The sequence below is a fragment of the Sporobacter termitidis DSM 10068 genome (assembly GCF_900130065.1).
Taxonomy (GTDB): domain Bacteria; phylum Bacillota; class Clostridia; order Oscillospirales; family Oscillospiraceae; genus Sporobacter; species Sporobacter termitidis.
On sequence record NZ_FQXV01000001.1, the window covers coordinates 324,577 to 345,389 of the forward strand.

The 20,813-nt window shown below is 41.5% G+C and carries 19 protein-coding genes; 17 read left to right on the forward strand and 2 right to left on the reverse strand.

Annotation, left to right across the window (positions count from 1 at the left end):
- Positions 1 to 42: 42 nt before the first annotated feature.
- Positions 43 to 510 (reverse strand): hypothetical protein, encoded by a 468-nt coding sequence (locus BUB60_RS01525; protein ID WP_073075869.1) that lies wholly within the window; start codon positions 508 to 510, stop codon positions 43 to 45.
- Between the two features lie 180 nt (positions 511 to 690).
- Here BUB60_RS01525 and BUB60_RS20505 point away from each other — a divergent pair, with 180 nt between their 5' ends.
- The 17 genes from BUB60_RS20505 to BUB60_RS01615 all read left to right on the forward strand — a co-directional run bounded on the left by BUB60_RS20505 (position 691) and on the right by BUB60_RS01615 (position 20,207).
- On the forward strand, positions 691 to 888 hold the full coding sequence (locus tag BUB60_RS20505) for a helix-turn-helix domain-containing protein (protein WP_073075870.1): 198 nt from the start codon (positions 691 to 693) through the stop codon (positions 886 to 888).
- Entirely contained in the window at positions 885 to 1,571 is a 687-nt protein-coding gene (locus BUB60_RS01535; RefSeq protein WP_073075871.1) for a response regulator transcription factor, read from the forward strand. The genes BUB60_RS20505 and BUB60_RS01535 overlap by 4 nt, the downstream gene beginning before the upstream one ends.
- 8 nt (positions 1,572 to 1,579) lie before the next feature.
- Positions 1,580 to 2,617 (forward strand): sensor histidine kinase, encoded by a 1,038-nt coding sequence (locus BUB60_RS01540; RefSeq protein WP_073075872.1) that lies wholly within the window; start codon positions 1,580 to 1,582, stop codon positions 2,615 to 2,617.
- Positions 2,618 to 2,689: 72 nt separating this feature from the next.
- Positions 2,690 to 3,373: an ABC transporter ATP-binding protein gene (locus BUB60_RS01545; protein ID WP_073075873.1), complete on the forward strand. Its 684-nt coding sequence runs from the start codon at positions 2,690 to 2,692 to the stop codon at positions 3,371 to 3,373.
- Complete coding sequence (locus BUB60_RS01550; RefSeq protein ID WP_073075874.1) at positions 3,370 to 5,181, forward strand: ABC transporter permease; 1,812 nt, start codon at positions 3,370 to 3,372, stop codon at positions 5,179 to 5,181. Before BUB60_RS01545 ends, BUB60_RS01550 begins: the two co-directional genes overlap by 4 nt.
- Positions 5,182 to 5,659: 478 nt before the next feature.
- On the forward strand, positions 5,660 to 6,127 hold the full coding sequence (locus BUB60_RS01555) for a helix-turn-helix domain-containing protein (protein ID WP_073075875.1): 468 nt from the start codon (positions 5,660 to 5,662) through the stop codon (positions 6,125 to 6,127).
- Between the two features lie 66 nt (positions 6,128 to 6,193).
- Positions 6,194 to 7,042 (forward strand): ParB/RepB/Spo0J family partition protein, encoded by an 849-nt coding sequence (locus BUB60_RS01560; RefSeq protein ID WP_073075876.1) that lies wholly within the window; start codon positions 6,194 to 6,196, stop codon positions 7,040 to 7,042.
- Positions 7,043 to 7,688: 646 nt separating this feature from the next.
- A complete protein-coding gene (locus tag BUB60_RS01570; RefSeq protein ID WP_073075878.1) occupies positions 7,689 to 9,140 on the forward strand; it encodes an ATP-binding protein in 1,452 nt (483 codons plus the stop codon).
- A gap of 10 nt (positions 9,141 to 9,150) precedes the next feature.
- A complete protein-coding gene (locus BUB60_RS01575; RefSeq protein ID WP_073075879.1) occupies positions 9,151 to 12,018 on the forward strand; it encodes a Z1 domain-containing protein in 2,868 nt (955 codons plus the stop codon).
- Complete coding sequence (locus tag BUB60_RS01580; RefSeq protein ID WP_073075880.1) at positions 12,015 to 13,058, forward strand: PD-(D/E)XK motif protein; 1,044 nt, start codon at positions 12,015 to 12,017, stop codon at positions 13,056 to 13,058. The genes BUB60_RS01575 and BUB60_RS01580 overlap by 4 nt, the downstream gene beginning before the upstream one ends.
- The gene (locus BUB60_RS01585) at positions 13,055 to 14,821 is read left to right on the forward strand and encodes an AIPR family protein (protein WP_073075881.1); all 1,767 of its coding nucleotides are present in this window, start codon (positions 13,055 to 13,057) and stop codon (positions 14,819 to 14,821) included. Before BUB60_RS01580 ends, BUB60_RS01585 begins: the two co-directional genes overlap by 4 nt.
- The gene (locus BUB60_RS01590; RefSeq protein WP_159435323.1) at positions 14,808 to 16,487 is read left to right on the forward strand and encodes a DNA cytosine methyltransferase; all 1,680 of its coding nucleotides are present in this window, start codon (positions 14,808 to 14,810) and stop codon (positions 16,485 to 16,487) included. The genes BUB60_RS01585 and BUB60_RS01590 overlap by 14 nt, the downstream gene beginning before the upstream one ends.
- 1 nt (position 16,488) lies before the next feature.
- The gene (locus BUB60_RS01595) at positions 16,489 to 16,914 is read left to right on the forward strand and encodes a very short patch repair endonuclease (protein ID WP_073075883.1); all 426 of its coding nucleotides are present in this window, start codon (positions 16,489 to 16,491) and stop codon (positions 16,912 to 16,914) included.
- Positions 16,915 to 17,109: 195 nt separating this feature from the next.
- Complete coding sequence (locus BUB60_RS01600; protein ID WP_073075884.1) at positions 17,110 to 17,595, forward strand: hypothetical protein; 486 nt, start codon at positions 17,110 to 17,112, stop codon at positions 17,593 to 17,595.
- Complete coding sequence (locus BUB60_RS01605) at positions 17,592 to 17,801, forward strand: hypothetical protein (RefSeq protein ID WP_073075885.1); 210 nt, start codon at positions 17,592 to 17,594, stop codon at positions 17,799 to 17,801. The genes BUB60_RS01600 and BUB60_RS01605 overlap by 4 nt, the downstream gene beginning before the upstream one ends.
- 129 nt (positions 17,802 to 17,930) lie before the next feature.
- Positions 17,931 to 19,160 (forward strand): site-specific integrase, encoded by a 1,230-nt coding sequence (locus BUB60_RS01610; RefSeq protein WP_073075886.1) that lies wholly within the window; start codon positions 17,931 to 17,933, stop codon positions 19,158 to 19,160.
- Between the two features lie 165 nt (positions 19,161 to 19,325).
- Positions 19,326 to 20,207 (forward strand): hypothetical protein, encoded by an 882-nt coding sequence (locus tag BUB60_RS01615; protein WP_073075887.1) that lies wholly within the window; start codon positions 19,326 to 19,328, stop codon positions 20,205 to 20,207.
- A gap of 62 nt (positions 20,208 to 20,269) precedes the next feature.
- On the opposite strand, the gene BUB60_RS01620 is transcribed toward BUB60_RS01615, so the two are convergent.
- Positions 20,270 to 20,797 carry a hypothetical protein gene (locus BUB60_RS01620; protein WP_073075888.1) on the reverse strand — a complete coding sequence of 176 codons (528 nt, stop codon included), beginning with the start codon at positions 20,795 to 20,797 and terminating at the stop codon, positions 20,270 to 20,272.
- Positions 20,798 to 20,813: the final 16 nt, after the last annotated feature.

The following is a 20,813-nucleotide window of genomic DNA, read 5'->3' on the forward strand; positions in this document are numbered from 1 at the left end:
ATAAAAAATCAGCAATCAAATGCGCGGGAAATCTTTCTCTCCTTACTTTTGCCGGGATGCTTTCGGGGGGCGCAGAGCGCCGCGCTTTATGACGATGTCCAATTCTTTTATCGCCTTATATACGCGTTCCGCTTCCGCCCGTATCCTGTCCTTGGTGCCCGCGTCGCAGTCCATCGCGTCAAATACCGCCGCGGCTGCTTTTGCATAATCGCGTTTGAATCGGGTGTTCAGCGCGGTCCAGTCGATACCCTTGAATTTGGCGGCGGCTCCCCTGTCCAGCGGCAGCCTGCCCTGCAAAAGCAGAACGGCGATCACGGGATAGCCCGCGTACCCCTGCCAATAGGTCGCGCTGTCGTTGGAGGTGTAAGCCTTATCGTCCCATGTAACGGTATATTCCTTCTGCCCATTTGAGGACCGGACGGCGGCCTCGCCCGTCCGCATGGCAACGCGCCCGTCTGCTATGGCGCTGTATGCTTCATAGATTTTTTCAACCGGCGGTAATTTCTCCAACCGTCAGCCCTCCCGATACACGTTTTCAGCAGTTGTTCCAGTAACAGAACAGCTACGTTGTTATGCAACAATTATATACAACTCTTTAGAGTCTTCACCTTTTCGCGGGAAACTCCTTGAATTATACGGCCAACCGTATATAATTGTAAAGATAGCATTTTAAAAAGGTGGAAACTACAAATGTTAGAGTATATTTCCGCGCCCGAAGCGGCGAAAAAATGGGGCATATCGGAACGGCGGGTGCAACGGCTCTGTGAGGATGACCGCATACCCGGTGTTGCAAAGTTCAGCCGTATGTGGCTGATACCAAAGGACGCGGAAAAGCCCGTTGACGGACGACATACCCGCAGGAAAACAAAGGATGGCAAAGATATATGAAACGGATATTGTTAATTGAGGATGATTTAAGTTTAATCAATGGACTGTCTTTTGCCGTTAAAAAGCAAGGGTATGAGTTGGACATTGCCCGTACAATTTATGAGGCCGATACCGCATGGACAGACGGAAAATATGATTTGGTGATTTTGGATGTTTCTCTACCCGATGGTTCCGGCTTTAATATATGTAAAAAAATCCGGCAGACCTCAAAAGTGCCCATTATATTTCTAACTGCTGCCGATGAAGAAACCGACATTATCATGGGGCTTGACATTGGCGGCGATGATTATATTACAAAACCTTTTAAGCTGGCTGTGTTTATGTCAAGAATAAACGCGCTGCTCCGCAGAAGTAATAATTTTATTCAGACAGATTCCGAACTGTATTCTAACAGTATTTGGATTCAACTTCTAAAAGGAGAAGTCTACAAAAATGATGTACAACTTGAATTAACGGCAGGCGAATATAAGCTGCTGCGTCTTTTTATGGAAAATCCAAATATGGTGCTTTCGCCAGAACAGATTTTAAGCCGGTTATGGGATTGCAGCGAGAATTATGTGGACAGCAATACGCTTACAGTATACATCCGAAGATTACGCACAAAAATCGAAGATGATCCAAGTGACCCCAAAAGAATAATTACTGTTCGACGTATGGGGTATAAGTGGAATTCGGCAGGCTGAGGTGCAGGATGAAAATACTGACAAACAAAAAAATTAAGTCTCTCTTTTGTAGAATCCTGATGTGCATATCAGTGTTCGCGGTTATTGCAGTAGTTCTTATGAACTTTGCAGCTCAAAATGCAGCGATTTATATCTTTTTATGTTCTTTATGTATAGACGTAGCAATCTTGTTTTTCTGCTATGAGTATTTCAAGGAACAGCACATGATTATTGAAACCGCTGCTGCACGAATTACAGCTTACATAGCCGGTGATCAAGACGCCCGCATCCAGTGTGATGACGAAGGCGAGTTATACAGACTGTTCCATGAAGTAAATTCTTTGGTTTCCATTTTGAATGCCCATGCTGAAAACGAGTTGAGAGCAAAGGAATTCTTGAAAAACACGATAACAGATATTTCGCATCAGTTGAAAACGCCGCTTGCGGCGCTCAACATCTATAATGGCATTTTACAGAGTGAAGCGGAGAATTCACCAACGATTCAGGAGTTCACAGACCTTTCGGAACAAGAACTGGACAGAATAGAAACACTCGTCCACAACCTTTTGAAAATCGCAAAACTTGACGCCGGAACAATCGTGATAGAGAAATCCGAAGAAAACATGTCCGAAATGATGGACAGTATAGAAAGGCATTTTGCATTTCGTGCCACGCAAGAGGAAAAGAAAATGATTTTATCCGGTGATGTTGATATCTCTTTACCATGTGACCGTAATTGGCTGATTGAGGCAATCAGCAATATTGTAAAAAATGCTCTTGACCATACACAAAAAGGAGATGAAATTTATATTGAGTGGAAACAATTTGCGTCTGTTGTTCAAGTCATCATAAATGATAACGGAAGTGGTATTCGCCCGGAGGATTTGCACTATATTTTCAAAAGATTTTATCGCAGTCGTTTTTCTAAAGACACGCAGGGCGCAGGGCTCGGCTTGCCGCTTGCAAAAGCTGTTATTGAAGCGCACGGCGGAACGATCGAGGTTGATAGCGAATTAGGTATTGGTACCACCTTTACAATCAATTTCTTAATTCCTACAAAATTGTAGGGCGAGTGTCATGTGACAGTAAGCTTGACGTGATAATCTTTCAGTATCAAGGCAGAGAGAGGTGGACAATCTGTGAATTTATTGGAAGTTAAATCAATTTCCAAAACCTATGGCAGCGGTGAAGCTGCCGTACACGCATTGAAAGATGTGAGCTTTTCCGTTCCGAAAGGTGAGTTTGTTGCCATTGTTGGAGAGTCCGGCTCCGGTAAAAGTACACTTTTGAATATGGTGGGCGCGCTTGATAATCCTACTTCCGGGAAAGTGTTTATTGACGGTAAGGACATTTTTGCTATGAAAGACAGCGGCCTGACAATCTTCCGCCGCAGAAATATCGGGTTTATTTTTCAGAGCTTTAATCTGATTCCCGAGCTGACGGTTGAGCAGAATATCATATTTCCCGTATTGCTCGATTACCAGAAGCCTAACAAAAAGTATTTGGAAGAATTACTTACTGTGCTTAATTTAAAAGAACGCCGCAGCCATTTACCCAGCCAATTATCCGGCGGACAACAACAGCGTGTAGCGATAGGGCGCGCGCTGATTACGCGGCCGTCACTTATCCTTGCAGACGAACCAACGGGTAATCTGGACACGCAGAACAGCAGCGAAGTAATTGCTTTGCTGAAAGAAGCCGCAAAGACGTATGAACAGACCATTATTATGATTACTCATAGCCGAAGTATTGCACAGACCGCAGATCGAATATTGCAAGTCTCCGATGGTGTATTGACTGATTTCGGAAGGTGCCGCGAATGAAAAGCTATCTTAGCCTAATTCCTATTTCTGCAAAGGTACATAGACGGCAGAACCGCATGACGCTCCTTTGCATTATCTTTGCTGTATTTTTGGTAACGGCTGTTTTTTCTATGGCAGACATGAGCGTCAGGATGGAGACATCAAGATTACTGGCGAAGCACGGCAGTCAGACGCTTCAAAATATGATCGGTAACGCTGCGGTACAGAATTATTTTCTTCTCGCTGCGGCTCTGTTTGGGCTGATACTTGTTGCAGGCGTATTGATGATTTCAAGCAGCATAAACAGCAATGTCGCTCAGAGGACAGAATTTTTCGGTATGATGCGCTGCATTGGAATGAGCAGGCAACAAATTATCCGTTTTGTAAGATTGGAAGCACTTAGCTGGTGCAAAACGGCTATTCCGATAGGCATTGTACTTGGAATTGTAATCACATGGGTGCTGTGTGCTGTGCTGCGGTTCCTTGTCGGGGAAGAGTTTTCCAACATACCGTTATTGGGAATCAGCCTGATCGGAATTGTCAGCGGAATTCTTCTAGGTGTTATCACGGTTCTCATTGCCGCCAGTTCTCCCGCAAAGCGGGCTGCTAAAGTATCACCTGTAACAGCGGTATCGGGCAATTCTGAAAATACAAACAATGCAAACCATGCGTTGCATACCCGCTTTTTCAAAATTGAAACCACCCTTGGTATTCACCATGCTGTATCGGGTAAGAAAAACCTGATTCTTATGACAGGTTCTTTTGCACTCAGCATAATCCTTTTTTTGAGCTTTTTTGTTGTGATAGAATTTGTCGGCTGTATTATGCCACAGTCCTCGAATACCTCTGACATCAACATTTCCAGCAGTGACGGTTCAAATTCCATAGATAGTGCGCTGCTGCGTGAACTTGAGGATATGGATGGCGTTAAACGTGTTTTTGCCCGCAGGAGCCTCCTTGATATTCCAGCAAAAGTAGGAAAAGATGCTTCCCGGTCAGAAGCGATTGATCTGATTTCCTATAATGACTTTGATTTGGACTGCCTTACAAAAGATAAAATGCTGAAAAAAGGCAGCGACATTTCAAAAGTGTATGGGGACAGCAATTATGTGCTTGCCATTTGGGACAACGATAATCCTTTAGACACAGGCGATATCATACGAGTAGATAATGAAGAACTTGTAATCGCAGGTATATTGAAATACAACCCTTTTAGTGATGACGGCAGTACAGACGGGAAAATAACGCTTATTACTTCTGCCGGAACTTTTACTCGGCTGACAGGCATCACGGACTATTCGCTTGTTCTGATACAAACGGCAAAAGATGCGACGGACGAAAATGTAGCAGCCATCAACAGCATATTAGATGAAAATTGTACGTTTTATGATATGCGCGACCAACGTACTACCAATACCTATATTGCGTTCGTATTGTTTGTATATGCGTTTTTAACCATTATTACTTTGGTCACTGTATTAAGTATTATGAACAGCATTTCCATGAGTGTATCCGCAAGAATAAAGCAATATGGAGCTATGCGTGCAGTTGGAATGGATGAACGTCAGATACCAAAAATGATAGCTGCCGAAGCGTTTACCTATGCTGTATCCGGTTGTGCTGTCGGCTGTACCGTTGGTCTATTGATTAGCAAGTTGCTATATAACTATCTTATTAGTGCTCATTATAGCTACGCTACTTGGAGTGCTCCTGTTGTTCCTCTCGTGATAATTCTCCTATTTGTTGTTGCCGCTGCTATCGCTGCGGTCTATGCTCCGGCAAAACGAATTCGGAATATGGCAGTTACTGACACGATCAATGAACTATAAGGGTGCTATTTATGAAAACAGGGAAACTGGTTAAACCAAGCTAAATTCTATACTATCTGCCGGACGACGGCAAAAGAAAAAGGCCGTCGTACAGCCTACATATTTCGACAATAGAGGAAACCCCTGAAAATCAAGCATTTTCAGGGGTTTCTGGCGGAGGAGGTGGGATTCGAACCCACGTGCGCTTGCGCGCAAACTGATTTTCGAGCGATTTGGCCCAAAATTCAGACAGGGTCAGCCAGGTGCAGTCAAAGCCACTTGGGAAACCCTAAATTCCAGCGTTTTCAAGGCTTTGGGGCGATAACGCCCATCAAATCAATACTTTCGATATCCCACACAAAATCACGCAGTTTTGAGCCGTTTTTTCGAAAATGGTAGGGAGCTGTTAGCGAATGTGTGGGTTTTTCATACATACAAATAAAGACTTAAATCCGTGTTGTTTGTTGTCGGCAATTCAAACAATCGGAGGAAAAGAAAATTGAAAAAGACCACGTTAACCATCGACGAGCTCTACTTGTCTATGTTCGAACAGTACGAAGATATATTAACAGTCGAAGAGGTAGCCCATATGATGCGGCTGGATGCGAAACGGGTTTACCGTATGATTCGGTCCGGTGAATTGAAGAGCATGAATGTCGAACGAGCTATCCGGGTCCCCAAGCTGTGGGTTATCGAATATATACAGAAATATGGTTTTATCAGGCAAGAGAAGATACACCGCCAGCGCCGTGCCGAAGTCACAGTCTTTTGCCAGACACCCAAAAGCCGTAAACAGATACAAGAATTTTTGGACCTAGCAGATCGCAAGTTCTTCCGCGACTCTGTGCTCCATCCCCTACTGGAGGAAGGCGTACTGGAAATGACGATTCCTAATAATCCAGCTCATGTCAAGCAGTGCTATATAGCAACAAAGCATTTGTCTTCTGAAGAAAATGAGCTTGAGTGAACGTTGTAATCGGGACCTCCGGACCGTGTAATATCAATGAGGCCATATAGAAAGGATGAAATTCAAATGATCGATAAAATTCAGGAAATTCCGTTGAAAGAACTGCATGATTTTCGAAACCATCCATTTCAGGTAAAGGACGATGATGAACTTAGAGAACTCGCCCAAAGCATCCGCGATAACGGGGTTTTGGCTCCTGCGCTTGCGAGACTACGGTCAGATGGAGGCTATGAGTTGGTTTCTGGCCATAGGCGCAAAGCCGCATGTGAGTTGATTGGCCTGGACACCATGCCTGTGATTATCAGAGAGTTGGAGGATAACGAAGCTGTAATAATCATGGTGGATTCCAATAAGCAACGGGAACATTTGCTGCCCAGTGAAAAGGCTTTTGCCTATAAGATGAAACTGGATGCGATTAAAAGGCAAGGTAAACGTAATGATTTGACTTCAGCGCAATTTGCACCCAAGTTGGCAACAGAAGTGATCGGAGCAGAAAATAATGAAAGCAAAGACCAGGTAAAAAGATTTATACGCCTTACCAATCTTATTCCGCAGTTGCTTCAGATGGTAGATGAAAAAGATATAGCTTTCAATCCTGCAGTAGAAATTTCCTACCTTTCAAAAGCTGAACAAGAAATGCTTCTTGAAGGCATGCACATTTTTCAATGCACGCCTTCACTCTCACAGGCCATTCGCATGAAAAAACTTAAAAAAGAAGGTATTCTGGACATGGAACATATCTGCAATATTATGGAGGAAGCGAAGGCAAATCAAAAGGATAAGATTACGCTCATGGCAGATGAGATTAAAGAGTATATTCCTGGTCGATATAAGGGTTCCAAATCTAGGATGAAGGAGTACCTTCTGCAGCTCTTAATGAGTAATAATCCCCAAAGTGAGCTGAATCATTTATAAACTAATCGATCGAAAACTCAATAGAAGTTCTAAACCCAGTCTTCGACATAAAGGCTGGGTTTTTCTTAGAATAAAGTTATATTTCGGAATTGTTAGGAATAGAACCATATTCTATCACTTAGGAGAAAACCGTTTCGATTTTTGTACTGTATCACGCCGTGCTTTACAATGCTGTGAAATCCGCTTAAATACTGGGTTTCTGAGCGATTTGTTTGCTCTGCGGCATCACGCGAAATCCTGAAATTGCCCCGTTTTCCAGGACGTTATTAACAGGAATATTAAAATCCGGCTGTCCGACCCACTCTGCTAATAAGGATTTGAGATCGCTAAGGATGCTGCCGACTGGGTGGCATCCTTGTCCTACAAGTGCCATATATTTCTTGAGTTTGTTCGTTTCTTCGTATATAATAATAAAAATAGGCTACTTTTTTGTGAGGTACGCATAGTTGAATTATGTAACTGCAAAAGAAGCTGCAAAGAAATGGAATATTTCTGTACGCAGGGTTCAGTTGCTTTGCGAGCAAGGAAGGGTTAAAGGCGCATGCAGGCTTGGATGGGCATGGGCTATTCCTCGTGATACAGACAAACCTACTGACTTGCGTTGCCAAAAAGAGCATATGACGAACATATATAAAGAGGGCCAGATATGAATCCAAAACTTGCAGTGCCAGATGCTGCCTCACTCGTATTATCGTTGCGTTCAGTAGGATATTCCCTTGAAACTGCAATTGCAGATATTGTTGACAACAGTATTACTGCGAAGGCATCAGAAATATATATTGATGCGAACTGGAATTCGGAATTTTCGTTTATAAGCATTTGTGATAATGGATATGGAATGAACGAAAATGATTTGCACCAGGCGATGAAAATTGGTGCAAAGGTTCCTACTGACCCTAGAAGCAACGATGATTTGGGCCGGTTTGGAATGGGGCTAAAAACAGCCGCATTTTCTTTGTGCAAACGTCTTACTGTTATGAGCAAGGTATCAGACAAAAACATGTCCAATATCAGGGTATGGGATATTGACAACATTGTAGATTCGAATAGATGGGAATTATTCGATGACAGCCAAACATCTGCTTGGAGAAACGCAACCCAAAGGTTTAAAAACCATCTTCAAGGAACAATCGTTGTACTTGAAAAGCTAGACAGGCTTATTACAGAGGATTATAGCGATCAAGCAATTGGTCGTTTTTGGCAGCGCATTGCAGATATGGAAAAGCATCTAACGATGGTATTTCATCGTTTCTTAGCAGGACAAACTTTGCGAATTTTTGTAAATGGGAAAAGAATAGAGCCATGGGATCCTTTTATGCGTACTTCATTTGCTACTCAAGAGTTTAGAGAAGAGTTTTTAACATACCAAGGTAAAAGTGTTCGTGTACATACTTTTATTTTACCGCATCATTCCAAATTATCAATGAAGGAATACGATGATACTGGCGGAGCAAGCGGATGGCAGGAACAGCAGGGTTTTTATGTTTATAGGAATAGGCGGTTGATTGTTCCAGGAACTTGGTTTAAAATGCTTCGGAAAAATGAACCCGGACAGCTTGCCCGAATCCAGTTGGATTTGACTGGAGATATGGATTTTGACTGGAAGATTGATGTGAAGAAATCATCAGCATCTCCCCCATCAATATTGCGAGAAAATATTAGGCGAATTGCACGAACAGCCCAAGAGGCCTCGCGAAAAGTTTATTATTTTAGAGGAGCTGTGATCAACCAACAAATCAAAGCTGAAGACAATGATGCGGTATGGGAACAAGCATCAATTCGTGGCAGAACTTTTTTCAGGATAAACCGCAAGCATCGGCTGCTAGAGGAGGCATGCTCCGGGCTGGGCGTTGATTCAAAGAAGAAGCTTGATACATTTATGAGCCTTATTGAAGGTTTTGCCCCTATGAATGCATCATTAACAGGACCGATTTTTAACGAGACAAGCCAAGGAAATGGATTGATTGATAGTGCTGCACATTTTTGCAGTGATCTGATTGAAGCAGGATACAGTCCCTGTGAGGCACTCAGAAAAGTCCTTCAAATCAGTATCTATGAAGGAATGGGTGAAGCAATTAAAGACAAGCTAAAGCTTTGAGGGGGATTATATGGACAGAGAGGCAATATCAAGGATAGCCGTTGAGTATTGTTGGTCAATGATGGAAAAGGCTACAACTTTTGAAGAAGCATCTTTAAAGACTATAGAATTTGTAAAAAGCAACCTGCCAGGTGGGTCAGAGATTGACGCTGAATGGTTTAAAGAGCATCTTAAACTATCCATTACACAAGAAGTGTCAGATTATCTTATGCTCCAAGGAGAAGACCAAAATTCAAAAGAGAAATGGTGGGCTGAGCAAAAAAGCCAAAATCAGCTTGGGCATTGGAGCCGTTGGATAAGGTATCTTATTAAAGCGAAAAATTGGAGCCCAGCAGTTATTGACAGCCTTGATAAAACAACCGATAAAATCCTTGATGCTGTTGACGACCCAAAGAGGAGCTCGCTTTTAAGCGACAGGCGCGGACTTGTATTGGGTTATGTTCAATCTGGTAAAACTGCACATTATACTGGATTAATAAACAAAGCGCTTGATGCAGGCTTTCAATTAGTAATAGTACTTGCCGGAATGCATGACAGTTTACGTATTCAGACTCAAACAAGACTTGATGAAGAGGTTCTTGGTTTTGAAACAAGCATAGATGTGCTTTTAAAGAATGGCATGGTCGGCAAAAGAATTGGAGTGGGCGAATTAAGTTACCCGCCCGAATTAAAGTTGCGAACATATACGACTCGAGATCCAAAAGGCGATTTTAACAAGGCACGTGCAAATAAGATAGAGGATTTAGAAGGACGCCCTTCGGTTTTTATTGTTAAAAAGAATGCCACTGTTCTAAAAAACCTTTATCAGTTTTTTAGAACAGGAAATTTGACAAAAGATCATTTGAGCAGACAAGGCAAAGCAGTAATTGCCAATATTTCAATGCTGATGATTGATGATGAGGCTGACCAAGCTTCTGTCAATACAAAGGCAATAAGTGATGAGGACGGGAACATCCTGCCCGATTATGAACCTTCACGCGTAAATGCAGAAATAAGAAGGATATATAATCTATTTTCAAATAAGGCATATGTGGGATATACCGCTACTCCTTATGCGAATATTTTCATCCATGATGAAGCAAGCACAGAGGAGTATGGCAGCGAACTGTTTCCTAAGGACTTTATTCTTAGTTTGCCGAAACCTTCAAATTATATAGGCCCGGCAGAATTCTTCGGGCTCAATCGCAATGATGGACAAACCATGAATTTGATCAGAGAAGTGCAATATGACCCGCTGTTTGTACCAGCAAAAGTCAAAAAAGGCCATGTGCCGGAGAGGTTGCCCGAAACACTTGTTGATGCAATGGAGGCCTTCCTTATCTCATGTTCCATTCGTTTGGCTCGCAAGCAGGAAGATGCGCATATGTCGATGCTTATTCATGCTGCACGCTTTACCGATATCCATTATGAGATAAAAGATCTTGTAGTCAGAAAGATACAAGATATAAAAAACCGGTTGAGATATGAAAATAAAACAGATTTAAATTCATTCGCGAATAGACTCAAAATTTTATGGGAAAACGATTTTATTGAGACGTCTTTATATATGCGCGATAATTTTTATGATCTGGCAGGAGACTGCCAAATGCCTGATTGGCCGATTACTTTGGATGGCATTATAAAGGTTTTAGATAAACTTGAAGTACTTGCCGTAAATGGCATCAGTGATGATGAATTGCAGTATAGGGATTTCTCACAAGGCAGAATTGTCATAGCCGTCGGAGGCGACAAACTTTCCCGCGGCTTGACATTAGAAGGGCTCACGACAAGCTATTTCCTCCGCTCATCAACTTTCTATGACACTTTGATGCAGATGGGCAGATGGTTTGGCTATAGGCCTGGCTATCTTGATTTGTGCAGACTTTATACTACGCATACTTTGTCCGAATGGTTTGAGCATATTGCTGTTGCGACGGAAGAATTGCGAAGTGAGTTGTTCGATATGGATCAAAGAGGTAGCACACCAAAAGATTATGGGCTTAAAGTGCAGACCCATTCGGAACTGTTCATAGCAGCAAAGAACAAGATGCAGGCAGCATATGAAATGCAGGATGATTACAGCAACAGCGTAAGTGAAACTACCAAATTTGAGTTAGACGAAGATTTCTTCCGAGACAATCAGAGTGCTGTAGACCATTTTATCAGGCAACTTGGCACTCCCGATAATGAATATCTTCGCAAAAAACGGCCAAGCAAATATGCCAAAGTTGCAAATATGCCCAAACACTATTTTTGGGATCATGTTGATGGTTTTAGCATATGCAGTTTTTTATCGGAATACAAAACTGCACGAAATGCGCCAAGGGCAAATAGTACACGCTTAAAGGAGTACATCAGAAAACAGATCGACAAGGACGGATTGACGGACTGGACGGTCTGCTTGATCAATGCAGATGAAAGCGGACACCAAGAAAATAAAACATATGAAATTGGTGGATTGCCAATATCCCGGGGAGTCATAAGATCTCGCGGTGTAAGAAGTGAAAAAAAGGGCGCAAAAGCATTTGGACGTTTGCTGTCACAAGACCATGAATATTTGGATTTCGATGATGAACAAATGAGTAAAGTCATTGAATTAAGAGACAAGGCAACCAGCGTCAAAGGGAAACGTTCAAAAATAATAACTGACAATGCCAATATTGGTTGGGAAGCCGCTACATATATTCGTCGCGAATTAAGGAGTAGCCAGTACAATCACGGCCTATTGCTGCTGTATCCTATTGAAAAATCTGATGACAGCGCTTTTTCTGATTTGGCAGATGACATTGTGCCTATTGGTATCGGCTTGGTATTTCCCCCGAGCCATGAATCTACTCCAGTTGCTTATATGGCTAACAATGTGTTTCGTGCTTTGGAAGAGGAGGATGAGCAAGAATGAACAGTAATTTGTTGCTGGCTCATCAAATGTTTTCTGCGCTTGACTCGGAGTATCATTCTAAAAAATGGGTAGGCCAAGAACCGCTTTTATCACGTCAGATGAAACTAAGCAGTGAAATTCTGGCTGTTTTCGCTGTCAGAAAATTAGATGGAAAACATATTTTATACCTTCAATGCAATCCTTCGGATGCAACTGCAGGGCATAAGTATCCAGCATGGAAAGGCATTTCCATTGAATTTTCCGGTTTTGAACATGTAGGAATGGAAGGGTGCTTTGTTCGTATTGAGCAGGGTGAAGGAAGCGATGATGACGTATATTTCTCTATTTGCGATGATTTATGCTCTTGCTTGAAAGATGCTTTAAGAAGCAATCTGCGCCAAAGACTTTTTGCAGCTTTGGAGCGGTGGAAACGTTTTTTCTCTCTTCGAGAGAACATCAAATTGACGCGAGAAGAACAAATAGGTCTATTTGGAGAACTGTGGCTATTGCGGTCCATGCTGAAAAACGGCATAGGCTTACAGGCTATTGATAGCTGGAAGGGCCCTTATCATGGGGTGTTTGATTTTTCTTTGCAGAACATGAGTATTGAGGTCAAGACTACAGCCGCCAAAATGCCGTATAAGGTCTTTATAAGCAACGAGATGCAACTTGATGAAAGGCTTGCAGGGGGCATGCTCATCCTATCTTTTCTAGCAGTTCAATCCAGCGACTCTTCTGGAGAAACTCTTGGGGATGTAGTAAAGTGCATTGATGATTGCATTGGAGACGACGAAGCTGCTCGCAGTGCATTTCAAGATAAAATATTCGGTTGCGGACTGGCACACCCCCATGTAGACGGCTATACTTCCCATTATATTGCTAAAGAGCAAGCTTTTTTTAATATTAAAGAGGGATTTCCGCGCATTTTAAGTGCGAATTTGCCAAATGGACTAGGAGATTTATCATACTCTATAGAAATAAGTGCTTGCTTTAATTACAAAATCGATAAGCAAGAATTTTGGCGGAATGCAAGTCTGCATGCAAAGGAGGAGCAACTATGATGCTCGAAGATTTTCATGCAATGGTTTGCGAGGATGCCAGAGCGGATCACGAGGCCGGTCGTTACCGCACAACAGAGGAAGCCATGGAAGGGATTTTATGTGGCTATCTCGAAGAAGAGCAGGTAATAAACGATATACAGCTGAGTCCGTATCAAAAGACTAACACCAGCAGACAGGCTATGATGGTAAGTGCGCATGCATTTGATGAGAAAAATGCGACTCTTAATTTGCTTGCAGTCAAATGGGAACGTAGCAACAAACTCGTCAAGATGAGCCACAACGATGTCAACCGCATGTTCAAAATGGTGCGCCGCTTTTACAGAAATGCTAAAGCTGGAATGTATAAAGAAATGGAGGAAACAGATGCTGCCTATACTTTAGCGCAGTTGATTTATGAAAGGCAATCTTTTATTTCAACAGTTCGCGTCTTTTTGGTCTCAAATGCAATTGTGGATATAGAACCTCCGGCAGATGCAGAAGAGGAAGATACCATCTTCTCATACGATATATGGGATATTGATAGGATATTCAGGCTTATTGGCCAAGCTGGAAATGCTGGAGAAAACGATATTAGATTAAGAGATCAATACGACTGCAGCATTTGCATGTTGAAGATGCAGGCTGATCATCAGAAGTATGATTGCTATGTCGGCATGCTTCCTGGAATAGTGCTGGCAAGAATATATGACGAGCATGGACAGCAATTGATAGAACGAAATGTACGCTCATTTTTGCAAGCTAAAAACGCAGTGAATAAAGGTATCCGAGATACTGTCCGAGATGAACCGGAGATGTTTATGGCTTACAATAATGGCATTTCGACTGTAGCAGCATGGATAGAAGCTGACGAGTTAGGCAACGGAGTTGTTTCTGTACATAGCTTGCATGATTGGCAAATTGTAAATGGAGGACAAACCACAGCATCTCTTGCCAATGCATATAAGGCAAATCTAGATATGAGTCAGGTTTTTGTGCCTGTAAAATTAACCATCCTCAAATCAAATCGGCAGAAGGATCTAATTATTGCTCATATATCTAAATATGCAAACAGCCAAAATAAGATTACCATGTCGGATTTCAGCGCAAATACTCTGTGGCATGTTGAGATGGAAAAGCTTTCTCGGAGAATATGGGTACCATCCCGACAAAGAATGCGTTGGTTTTATGAGAGAGCCCGGGGGCAATATCTTGTTGAGCTTAATAGGCAAAATACTGTTGCGCGTAAAAAGACTTTTAGAGAAGAAAACCCCAAGAGTCATGTTGTTACAAAAACAATTGCGGCCAAGTGCATGATGTGTGCTATGCAAAAACCTTATCTTGTCAGCAAAGGTTCGGAAACCAATTTTGTAAAGTTCATGGAGTTGGTAGAAGCGGGCAAAATACCATTTCCCAACGAACAGTACTATAAGCATATGGTTGCAAATGTTATTCTCTTCGACAAGTGCGATAGAATTGTGAAAAGCTTGCAATTAGGAGACTATAAGGCAAATGTTGTAGCCTACACTATTGCTTTGACTTACAGGCTTTATGAATCAGAAATTGATTTGGACAAAATATGGGCAAGACAAAATATTGATGAGAAGCTCGAACTGCTGTTGAAAAAATTGGCTCAAGCAGTTTGGGAACATATTACCCACCCAACTATTGAAGGGACCAACATAACTCAATGGTGCAAACGTGAAGAATGCTGGAACCTCCTGCTCAAGCGACAGGGGCTTGATATTGCTTCAGTTGAGGAGGAGGATGAAGATGAAGAAGCTTAATACGATCGATTTGTTCGCAGGTGCGGGCGGGCTGAGCCTTGGATTTGTGAGAACTGGGTGTTTTAATATCATAGCGGCTGTAGAATATGATAGGTATGCTGCCCAGACATATGCAGAAAATCATGAAGGAGTTGACGTACTGCGAGAAGACGCATCAAAAATATCGTTTAAAGAGAAAATAGAAACCAAATATGGCAAAGTGGATATAGTAATAGGTGGACCTCCATGCCAAGGATTTTCAAATGCCAATAGACAGAAAAGCAACCTGATTAGCGGCAATAATCAGCTGGTGCAGCATTATGTCCGGGCAATAGAAGAGCTGGATCCCATTGCTTTTGTTCTTGAAAATGTAAAGACATTGGAATCAAAAAAGCACTTTTTCTTTGTTGACAGCAGCAATATTGATGAAGTGAATCAATTGGGAATTCCAACTAAGAAAGAGAAAATTAATTTATGTGGGGAAAATGAAACTGCAGCGATGATTGCTGGAGTATTTCCTTATATGGCCGATTTAGATTTATATAGAATAAAAAAGGAAGGATACAGCTTGCTTTGCACGCTATTGAAGTTTTCACGCACCCGCGAGCGTGCCGAAAAGTATTTCAAAGATCAAGAGAAAAGAATTGATAAGTTGTTTAAAGATTGGGAGCATCTGCATTCAGCCTTTTGGAATGAACAATGGGAACATTTTTTTCGAGATGCCAAAGAAATCCTTCAGAGATTTGGATTTGAAAGAGAAGAGTATTCTATATATTTTGATAGGTTGAAAACGCTTGTGGAAGTTGAGCAGGCAATTGAACGATTAAGTGAGTTGAATGAAAATCATATTGATTTTGAGATACAAGTTTCTGATAGCCGCATAACGGTAATTGCTGATACTTTTACTGTAAAGGATTACTTGGATTGTAAATTCAAAGCGCTGGGTTATGATTGTAATAAAGCAATTCTGAATGCTGCTGATTTTGGCGTCCCACAGACAAGAGAACGCTTTATCAGGATAGGCATAAAAAAAGAAATTGCCAACGGAAAAGAGGTCAAGTTGCCTTCGCCTATTCTTAAAGAAAATGATTATAATACCGTCAGGGATGCAATTGAGGATTTGGAGGAACTGGATGCTTCTATTGATGCAGAAGCACCCCCTATACATGCTTTATTAAAAGAAGGTTCAAAATTGGCGGCTTTGCTTTATGATGAAGATATTATTTGCAACCATGTTGCTACAGACACAGGCGAAGTAGCTAAAAAGAGATTTGAAGCGCTCGCTCAAGGAGAAAACTTTCATAATTTAAATAAAGCATTAAAAACTACATACTCTCTCCCTGAAAGGACGCAGAATACCATTTATCTGCGCCTACAGTATGACGAACCATCTGGAACTGTGATGAATGTCCGCAAATCCATGTGGATACATCCGATATTGAATAGAGCATTAAGTATTAGAGAAGCAGCCAGATTGCAATCTTTCCCAAACAGCTTTGTTTTCCATGGATCCAAGAATTCTCAATATCAGCAGGTAGGCAATGCAGTTCCACCCCTGCTGGGGCAGGCCATTGCTGAATGTTTGCTGGAACAACTGGAAATAAAATCAGCGAGTTCTTTGGCTAACGACTTAGGGGTTGCAACAACAAGTACCCATATGGAGAGAGAAGACGATCACATTGCCTGATATGTTTGATCCGCAAAAGCGAAGTGAAATAATGTCCCATATCCGCTCAAAAGATACCAAGGGCGAATTATTGGTGCGCAAATATTTGCATAGAATGGGTTTCCGATTTCGCCTTCAGGATGCAAGATTGCCAGGCAAACCAGATATTGTGTTGCCGAAATATAAATGCGTCGTGTTTATCCATGGATGTTTTTGGCATGCACACCAAGGATGCAAATACTATCGTGATCCCAAGTCTAATACTGACTATTGGATTCCTAAAATTCAGAAAAATGTTGAAAGAGATAAACAGGTAGTTAGTGATCTTGCATTGATGGGTTGGAAGGTGGAAATAGTCTGGGAATGTGAGCTGAAAAAGGATGCTGAGACACGATTAAATAATTTAGTATCGTCATTGATATATAACTTGACAGTAAACAACATATGACAAAGTTACCATTGTTACTGGAGAACATATGAGTATAATCAATCCATACTGCTTGATGAATTTTGGGAAAGTAATTCCATGTTTAAGAAATAGTAAAGTGCTGTGACTGCATACGAAGAGTATATCCACAGTTTTACTGAAAATAACCTGCAAACCAGATAAGCAGATGAAAGCGTATGTGAACGAGGTGTCTTTGTGGCAAATAAGAAGCTAAATGCTCATGTATATATGGAGACGAAGACTAAATTTATCGACCATAAGCTTACAGTCCTGCAGAACGAAAACGGCTACTTGTATGCTAATGGTATTTACCCTACCAAGATTCTTAAGCAGGATCTTCCCGACTGGTATATCCGCTGCTACATATATCATCAATATGGATATATTTCTGCTAAAGGTGTGAAGCAGCTGCTGTATGCACCAAACTATGCATTTGACAATCATCTCTATAAGGATGATTGTCTGTACGTCTCTTATAACGGTAAAATTGAACGTCAATCCGGAACCGATCTTTCTATATACTCAGGCTATGACGAGTATCTATATGGACCATGCATTGTTTCATTTACTCAGGCAGTTGGGCGATATTCTGGCTATGATATTTCTGATATTCTGGCCTCAATGGCTGCTAAAAAGCAATGGTATGAGGAAAGAAACGGAGCGGGGGCGATGCAAATATGACAAGGGAGCAGGCGGAAAAAGAGCTCATTGCCATGCTTGAAGAAGCGGGGCAAGGCCCATATTACGATGCGGATGAGGTCTTTGCACATCTGCTGGAAAGCTTGACAGATAAATTCGCCCTTACGGAAGAAGAAAGGCGGAGTTACGAACAGAGGATGCTTCACGAAACAGAGGTAATACAGGCATTAGGACTGCTAGAGGAATAGTCTTCGTTCCAGTTGCTTTATGTTTGCCAACCTTATTTAAATTAGCCTTATAGTTAGGAATAAACGATATAATATCTCTTGCCGGCACGTTTTCGGAGGTGCCGGCAATTTTATTCTAGGAGAGATATTATGGCATCAATTGTAAAGCGCAACAAAAGCTATGCGGTAGTTTACGGCTACAAAGACTTGGGGGGCAATTACAAACGAAAATGGGAAACGTATCGAACTGAGGAGATGGCTCAAAAGAGGAAACAGGAAATCGAAGACCCGATTTTATTTTTAAACGAGCATCTCAAAACAAGTAAGTTTAATGATCTTCTTAATGAATATATTGAACTCCACGGCCTACGCAAATGGAGCGCGTCCACCTATTCAGATCATACCATGCTCATGGATAACTATATCCGTCCCATTTTGGGCGAGGTCTCATTGGCCAGGATGGATAAGTACTTAATGAATAAGTACTTTCGTGCATTAAGTGATACTCCTTCAGTTGGAAGAAAAACAGCAGCGCAACAAGGATATGTGACCGAAATCACTATATTTGAAGTGTATAAGCTGTTGCGAAGTGTTTTTCAGCAAGCTGTTCATTGGGGATATTTTAATGAAAATCTCGTAGCCCATATGGGATTAAAACCGCCTAAATATGCTCCTCGCAAAACCCTTTCCTCAGATCAAGTCGCTTTGGTAATTAATAGCGCTATCGATCGAGAGGACTTTATCCTGGCATTATCGGTTCAATTGGCCTTTTCGTGTTCCATGCGAAGAGGTGAACTTCTAGGGTTATGCTGGAATGATATTGATTTTGAGAACAGCTGTATTCATATTACAAGGGAGTTGGCGCGAGTATCCAATAATGCCATAGAGGTGCTCAAACATAAGGATATTTATAGAATTATCGAACCAAGAAAAACAGAGAACAAATCGAGGCTTGTTCTGAAAAGGCCAAAGACAGATTCATCTATTCGAACGGTATATATGCCTGCATATGTATCCAAGTTGCTATCACTATGGGGAGAGCAGCAAAGAATATATAAGCTTCGAGGAAATTACCATGAGTACGATTTGGTTCTGTCGGGCATAAACGGGAACCCTATCTGCCCCAAACAATGCAACGAAAGATTCAAAAGGCTTTTAAAGGAAATGGGGTTTCCTAAAGCTGTCTTCCATAGTCTTAGACACTCCAGCACATCATATAAGCTGGTGTTAAGCAATGGAAATATTAAAGCCGTTCAGGGCGACAATGGCCATGCCCAGGCGGATATGGTTCTCTCGGTGTATGCTCAAATCAACGACGCAGAAAGGAAAAACCTTGCTCATGAAATGGAATCAAGCTTTGGCACTAAGCTGAATGTTTAATCTTTAAGCCTCAGTAGCACCCCGTTAGCAGCATAATTCCATTCAGGCGATTTTATCTGGAGCTGATGTGTAAAAAGGAACCGTCAACCTCATCCTTACCAAGGATGAGGTCCGCACAACATTCTCTAAAATATAAAATAAAGGACTATTATAAGGACTATTATTATGTATAATATCTTGCTCAAAAAAGTAATAAAAAGCAACGACATGCTAGATCTTTCAAAAAACTTGAAGGCAATGGACGAGTTTATAAAACAGTCTAGTGAAAGCGATATCTTTTATGAAGAATTGTATAGTGATATTCGCAGATGCGTCCCAGAACAAAACGGGGCATTTCATATATGGACGGGTGATGAATGGGCTACTGCATATATTCTTTATCAATGGATCATTCCTTTCTTCAATCAGTGGAATAAGAAAAGATTAGTTGTAATATCTAACTACCTTGAACAAAAATACATTCCTGCCCAGGGAAAAATCATCTGCCCAGAAATGGTACGTGAACTTTTAGACTTTATTGAATTGAAATACGGCTTTTTATCAAAACTTGCTCGCAATCCCATTGATATTTTTATTGTTAATAATACAACAAAGAGCTATAATTCTTTTTATAATTTTTCTTTTGATTTATATGGAGATGTTCACGATTTAATCTTTCTATCATCCATGCGGGATACACAGCAGGTCACTCCAGAGTTCGTATTTTTACATGAACTCGGGCACTTGATACATACACGCCTAATTAAAAAAGGATTTACCGTTCCGGTGTCTTTTGATTTCTTGACAAGCCAAGTAAGAATGTTCAAAGATATCGAAAACGATGAAACCTTAGCTGAACTTTTTTGCGAAAGTTTTGCGCTTGCGGCTTTCAATAGGACTCCCTATGAAAAATACGTCATGCTTGATGGCGTCAAGCAATCCGACAGAGATATTATATCGTTTTACTTCTTCGTGTTTATGCACACCCTGGAGCAAAACCCGGACGGGACATTGCCGTGGCAAGACATATTATCGTTGTTCTCGCGGGGAACATACGGATCAGATTAGAGAGCCGCTAAGCGATTAGGTGAAGTAATCCAAATGTGCGGAGTATTTAGTTGCAATAAGTATTAGCTCACGCAAATAACTACCCGGACATCCTTCGCTTTTACATTTATAGAGCGCATATCCTTTATTCTATAATTGTTGAAGTTTTCGACCAATACTTCGATTCGGGCAGCCAATGATTTGAAGACGGCATACCATCCCTCGCGATCATCCCATTCATAGTAGGAATACGCTTGCTGTTCGGGCTTATCCAGGCTGGCATAGTCCGTAGCCGTAAGCCATTCCTCTATGCTGTCAATATCTCGTCGCTGAAAAGCGGCAATATAATGCCTGTCTACAAATCCGCGCATAATAGGAGGTCCTCGCAATTGATCCTTTATAGCGGTTTGGAAATCAAACGCTTCAAATTTGCGAGTCTTAACCTCATGGTTATATTCGTCGCTGTTGTCAATGGCTTCACGAAGGTAGGATTTCCCGCTTATTGTAAGGCAATGATGATATTCTCCATCCAACCCTAGAACATAGCTATCGATATTCACCCATTTGTTATCAACAAGTACCTCGGAATAAAAATCGTAATATACACCCATAAAAAGCACCTCTTTC

What these genes read in the sequence shown, in the direction of transcription:
- BUB60_RS01590 (WP_159435323.1), top strand. Translation starts at nt 14,808, where the DNA reads ATGAAGAAGCTTAATACGATCGATTTGTTCGCAGGTGCGGGCGGGCTG.
- BUB60_RS01605 (WP_073075885.1), top strand. Translation starts at nt 17,592, where the DNA reads ATGACAAGGGAGCAGGCGGAAAAAGAGCTCATTGCCATGCTTGAAGAA.
- BUB60_RS01595 (WP_073075883.1), top strand. Translation starts at nt 16,489, where the DNA reads ATGTTTGATCCGCAAAAGCGAAGTGAAATAATGTCCCATATCCGCTCA.
- BUB60_RS01620 (WP_073075888.1), bottom strand. Translation starts at nt 20,797, where the DNA reads ATGGGTGTATATTACGATTTTTATTCCGAGGTACTTGTTGATAACAAA.
- BUB60_RS01570 (WP_073075878.1), top strand. Translation starts at nt 7,689, where the DNA reads ATGAATCCAAAACTTGCAGTGCCAGATGCTGCCTCACTCGTATTATCG.
- BUB60_RS01610 (WP_073075886.1), top strand. Translation starts at nt 17,931, where the DNA reads ATGGCATCAATTGTAAAGCGCAACAAAAGCTATGCGGTAGTTTACGGC.
- BUB60_RS01585 (WP_073075881.1), top strand. Translation starts at nt 13,055, where the DNA reads ATGATGCTCGAAGATTTTCATGCAATGGTTTGCGAGGATGCCAGAGCG.
- BUB60_RS01550 (WP_073075874.1), top strand. Translation starts at nt 3,370, where the DNA reads ATGAAAAGCTATCTTAGCCTAATTCCTATTTCTGCAAAGGTACATAGA.
- BUB60_RS01575 (WP_073075879.1), top strand. Translation starts at nt 9,151, where the DNA reads ATGGACAGAGAGGCAATATCAAGGATAGCCGTTGAGTATTGTTGGTCA.
- BUB60_RS01560 (WP_073075876.1), top strand. Translation starts at nt 6,194, where the DNA reads ATGATCGATAAAATTCAGGAAATTCCGTTGAAAGAACTGCATGATTTT.
- BUB60_RS01535 (WP_073075871.1), top strand. Translation starts at nt 885, where the DNA reads ATGAAACGGATATTGTTAATTGAGGATGATTTAAGTTTAATCAATGGA.
- BUB60_RS01615 (WP_073075887.1), top strand. Translation starts at nt 19,326, where the DNA reads ATGTATAATATCTTGCTCAAAAAAGTAATAAAAAGCAACGACATGCTA.
- BUB60_RS01580 (WP_073075880.1), top strand. Translation starts at nt 12,015, where the DNA reads ATGAACAGTAATTTGTTGCTGGCTCATCAAATGTTTTCTGCGCTTGAC.
- BUB60_RS01540 (WP_073075872.1), top strand. Translation starts at nt 1,580, where the DNA reads ATGAAAATACTGACAAACAAAAAAATTAAGTCTCTCTTTTGTAGAATC.
- BUB60_RS20505 (WP_073075870.1), top strand. Translation starts at nt 691, where the DNA reads ATGTTAGAGTATATTTCCGCGCCCGAAGCGGCGAAAAAATGGGGCATA.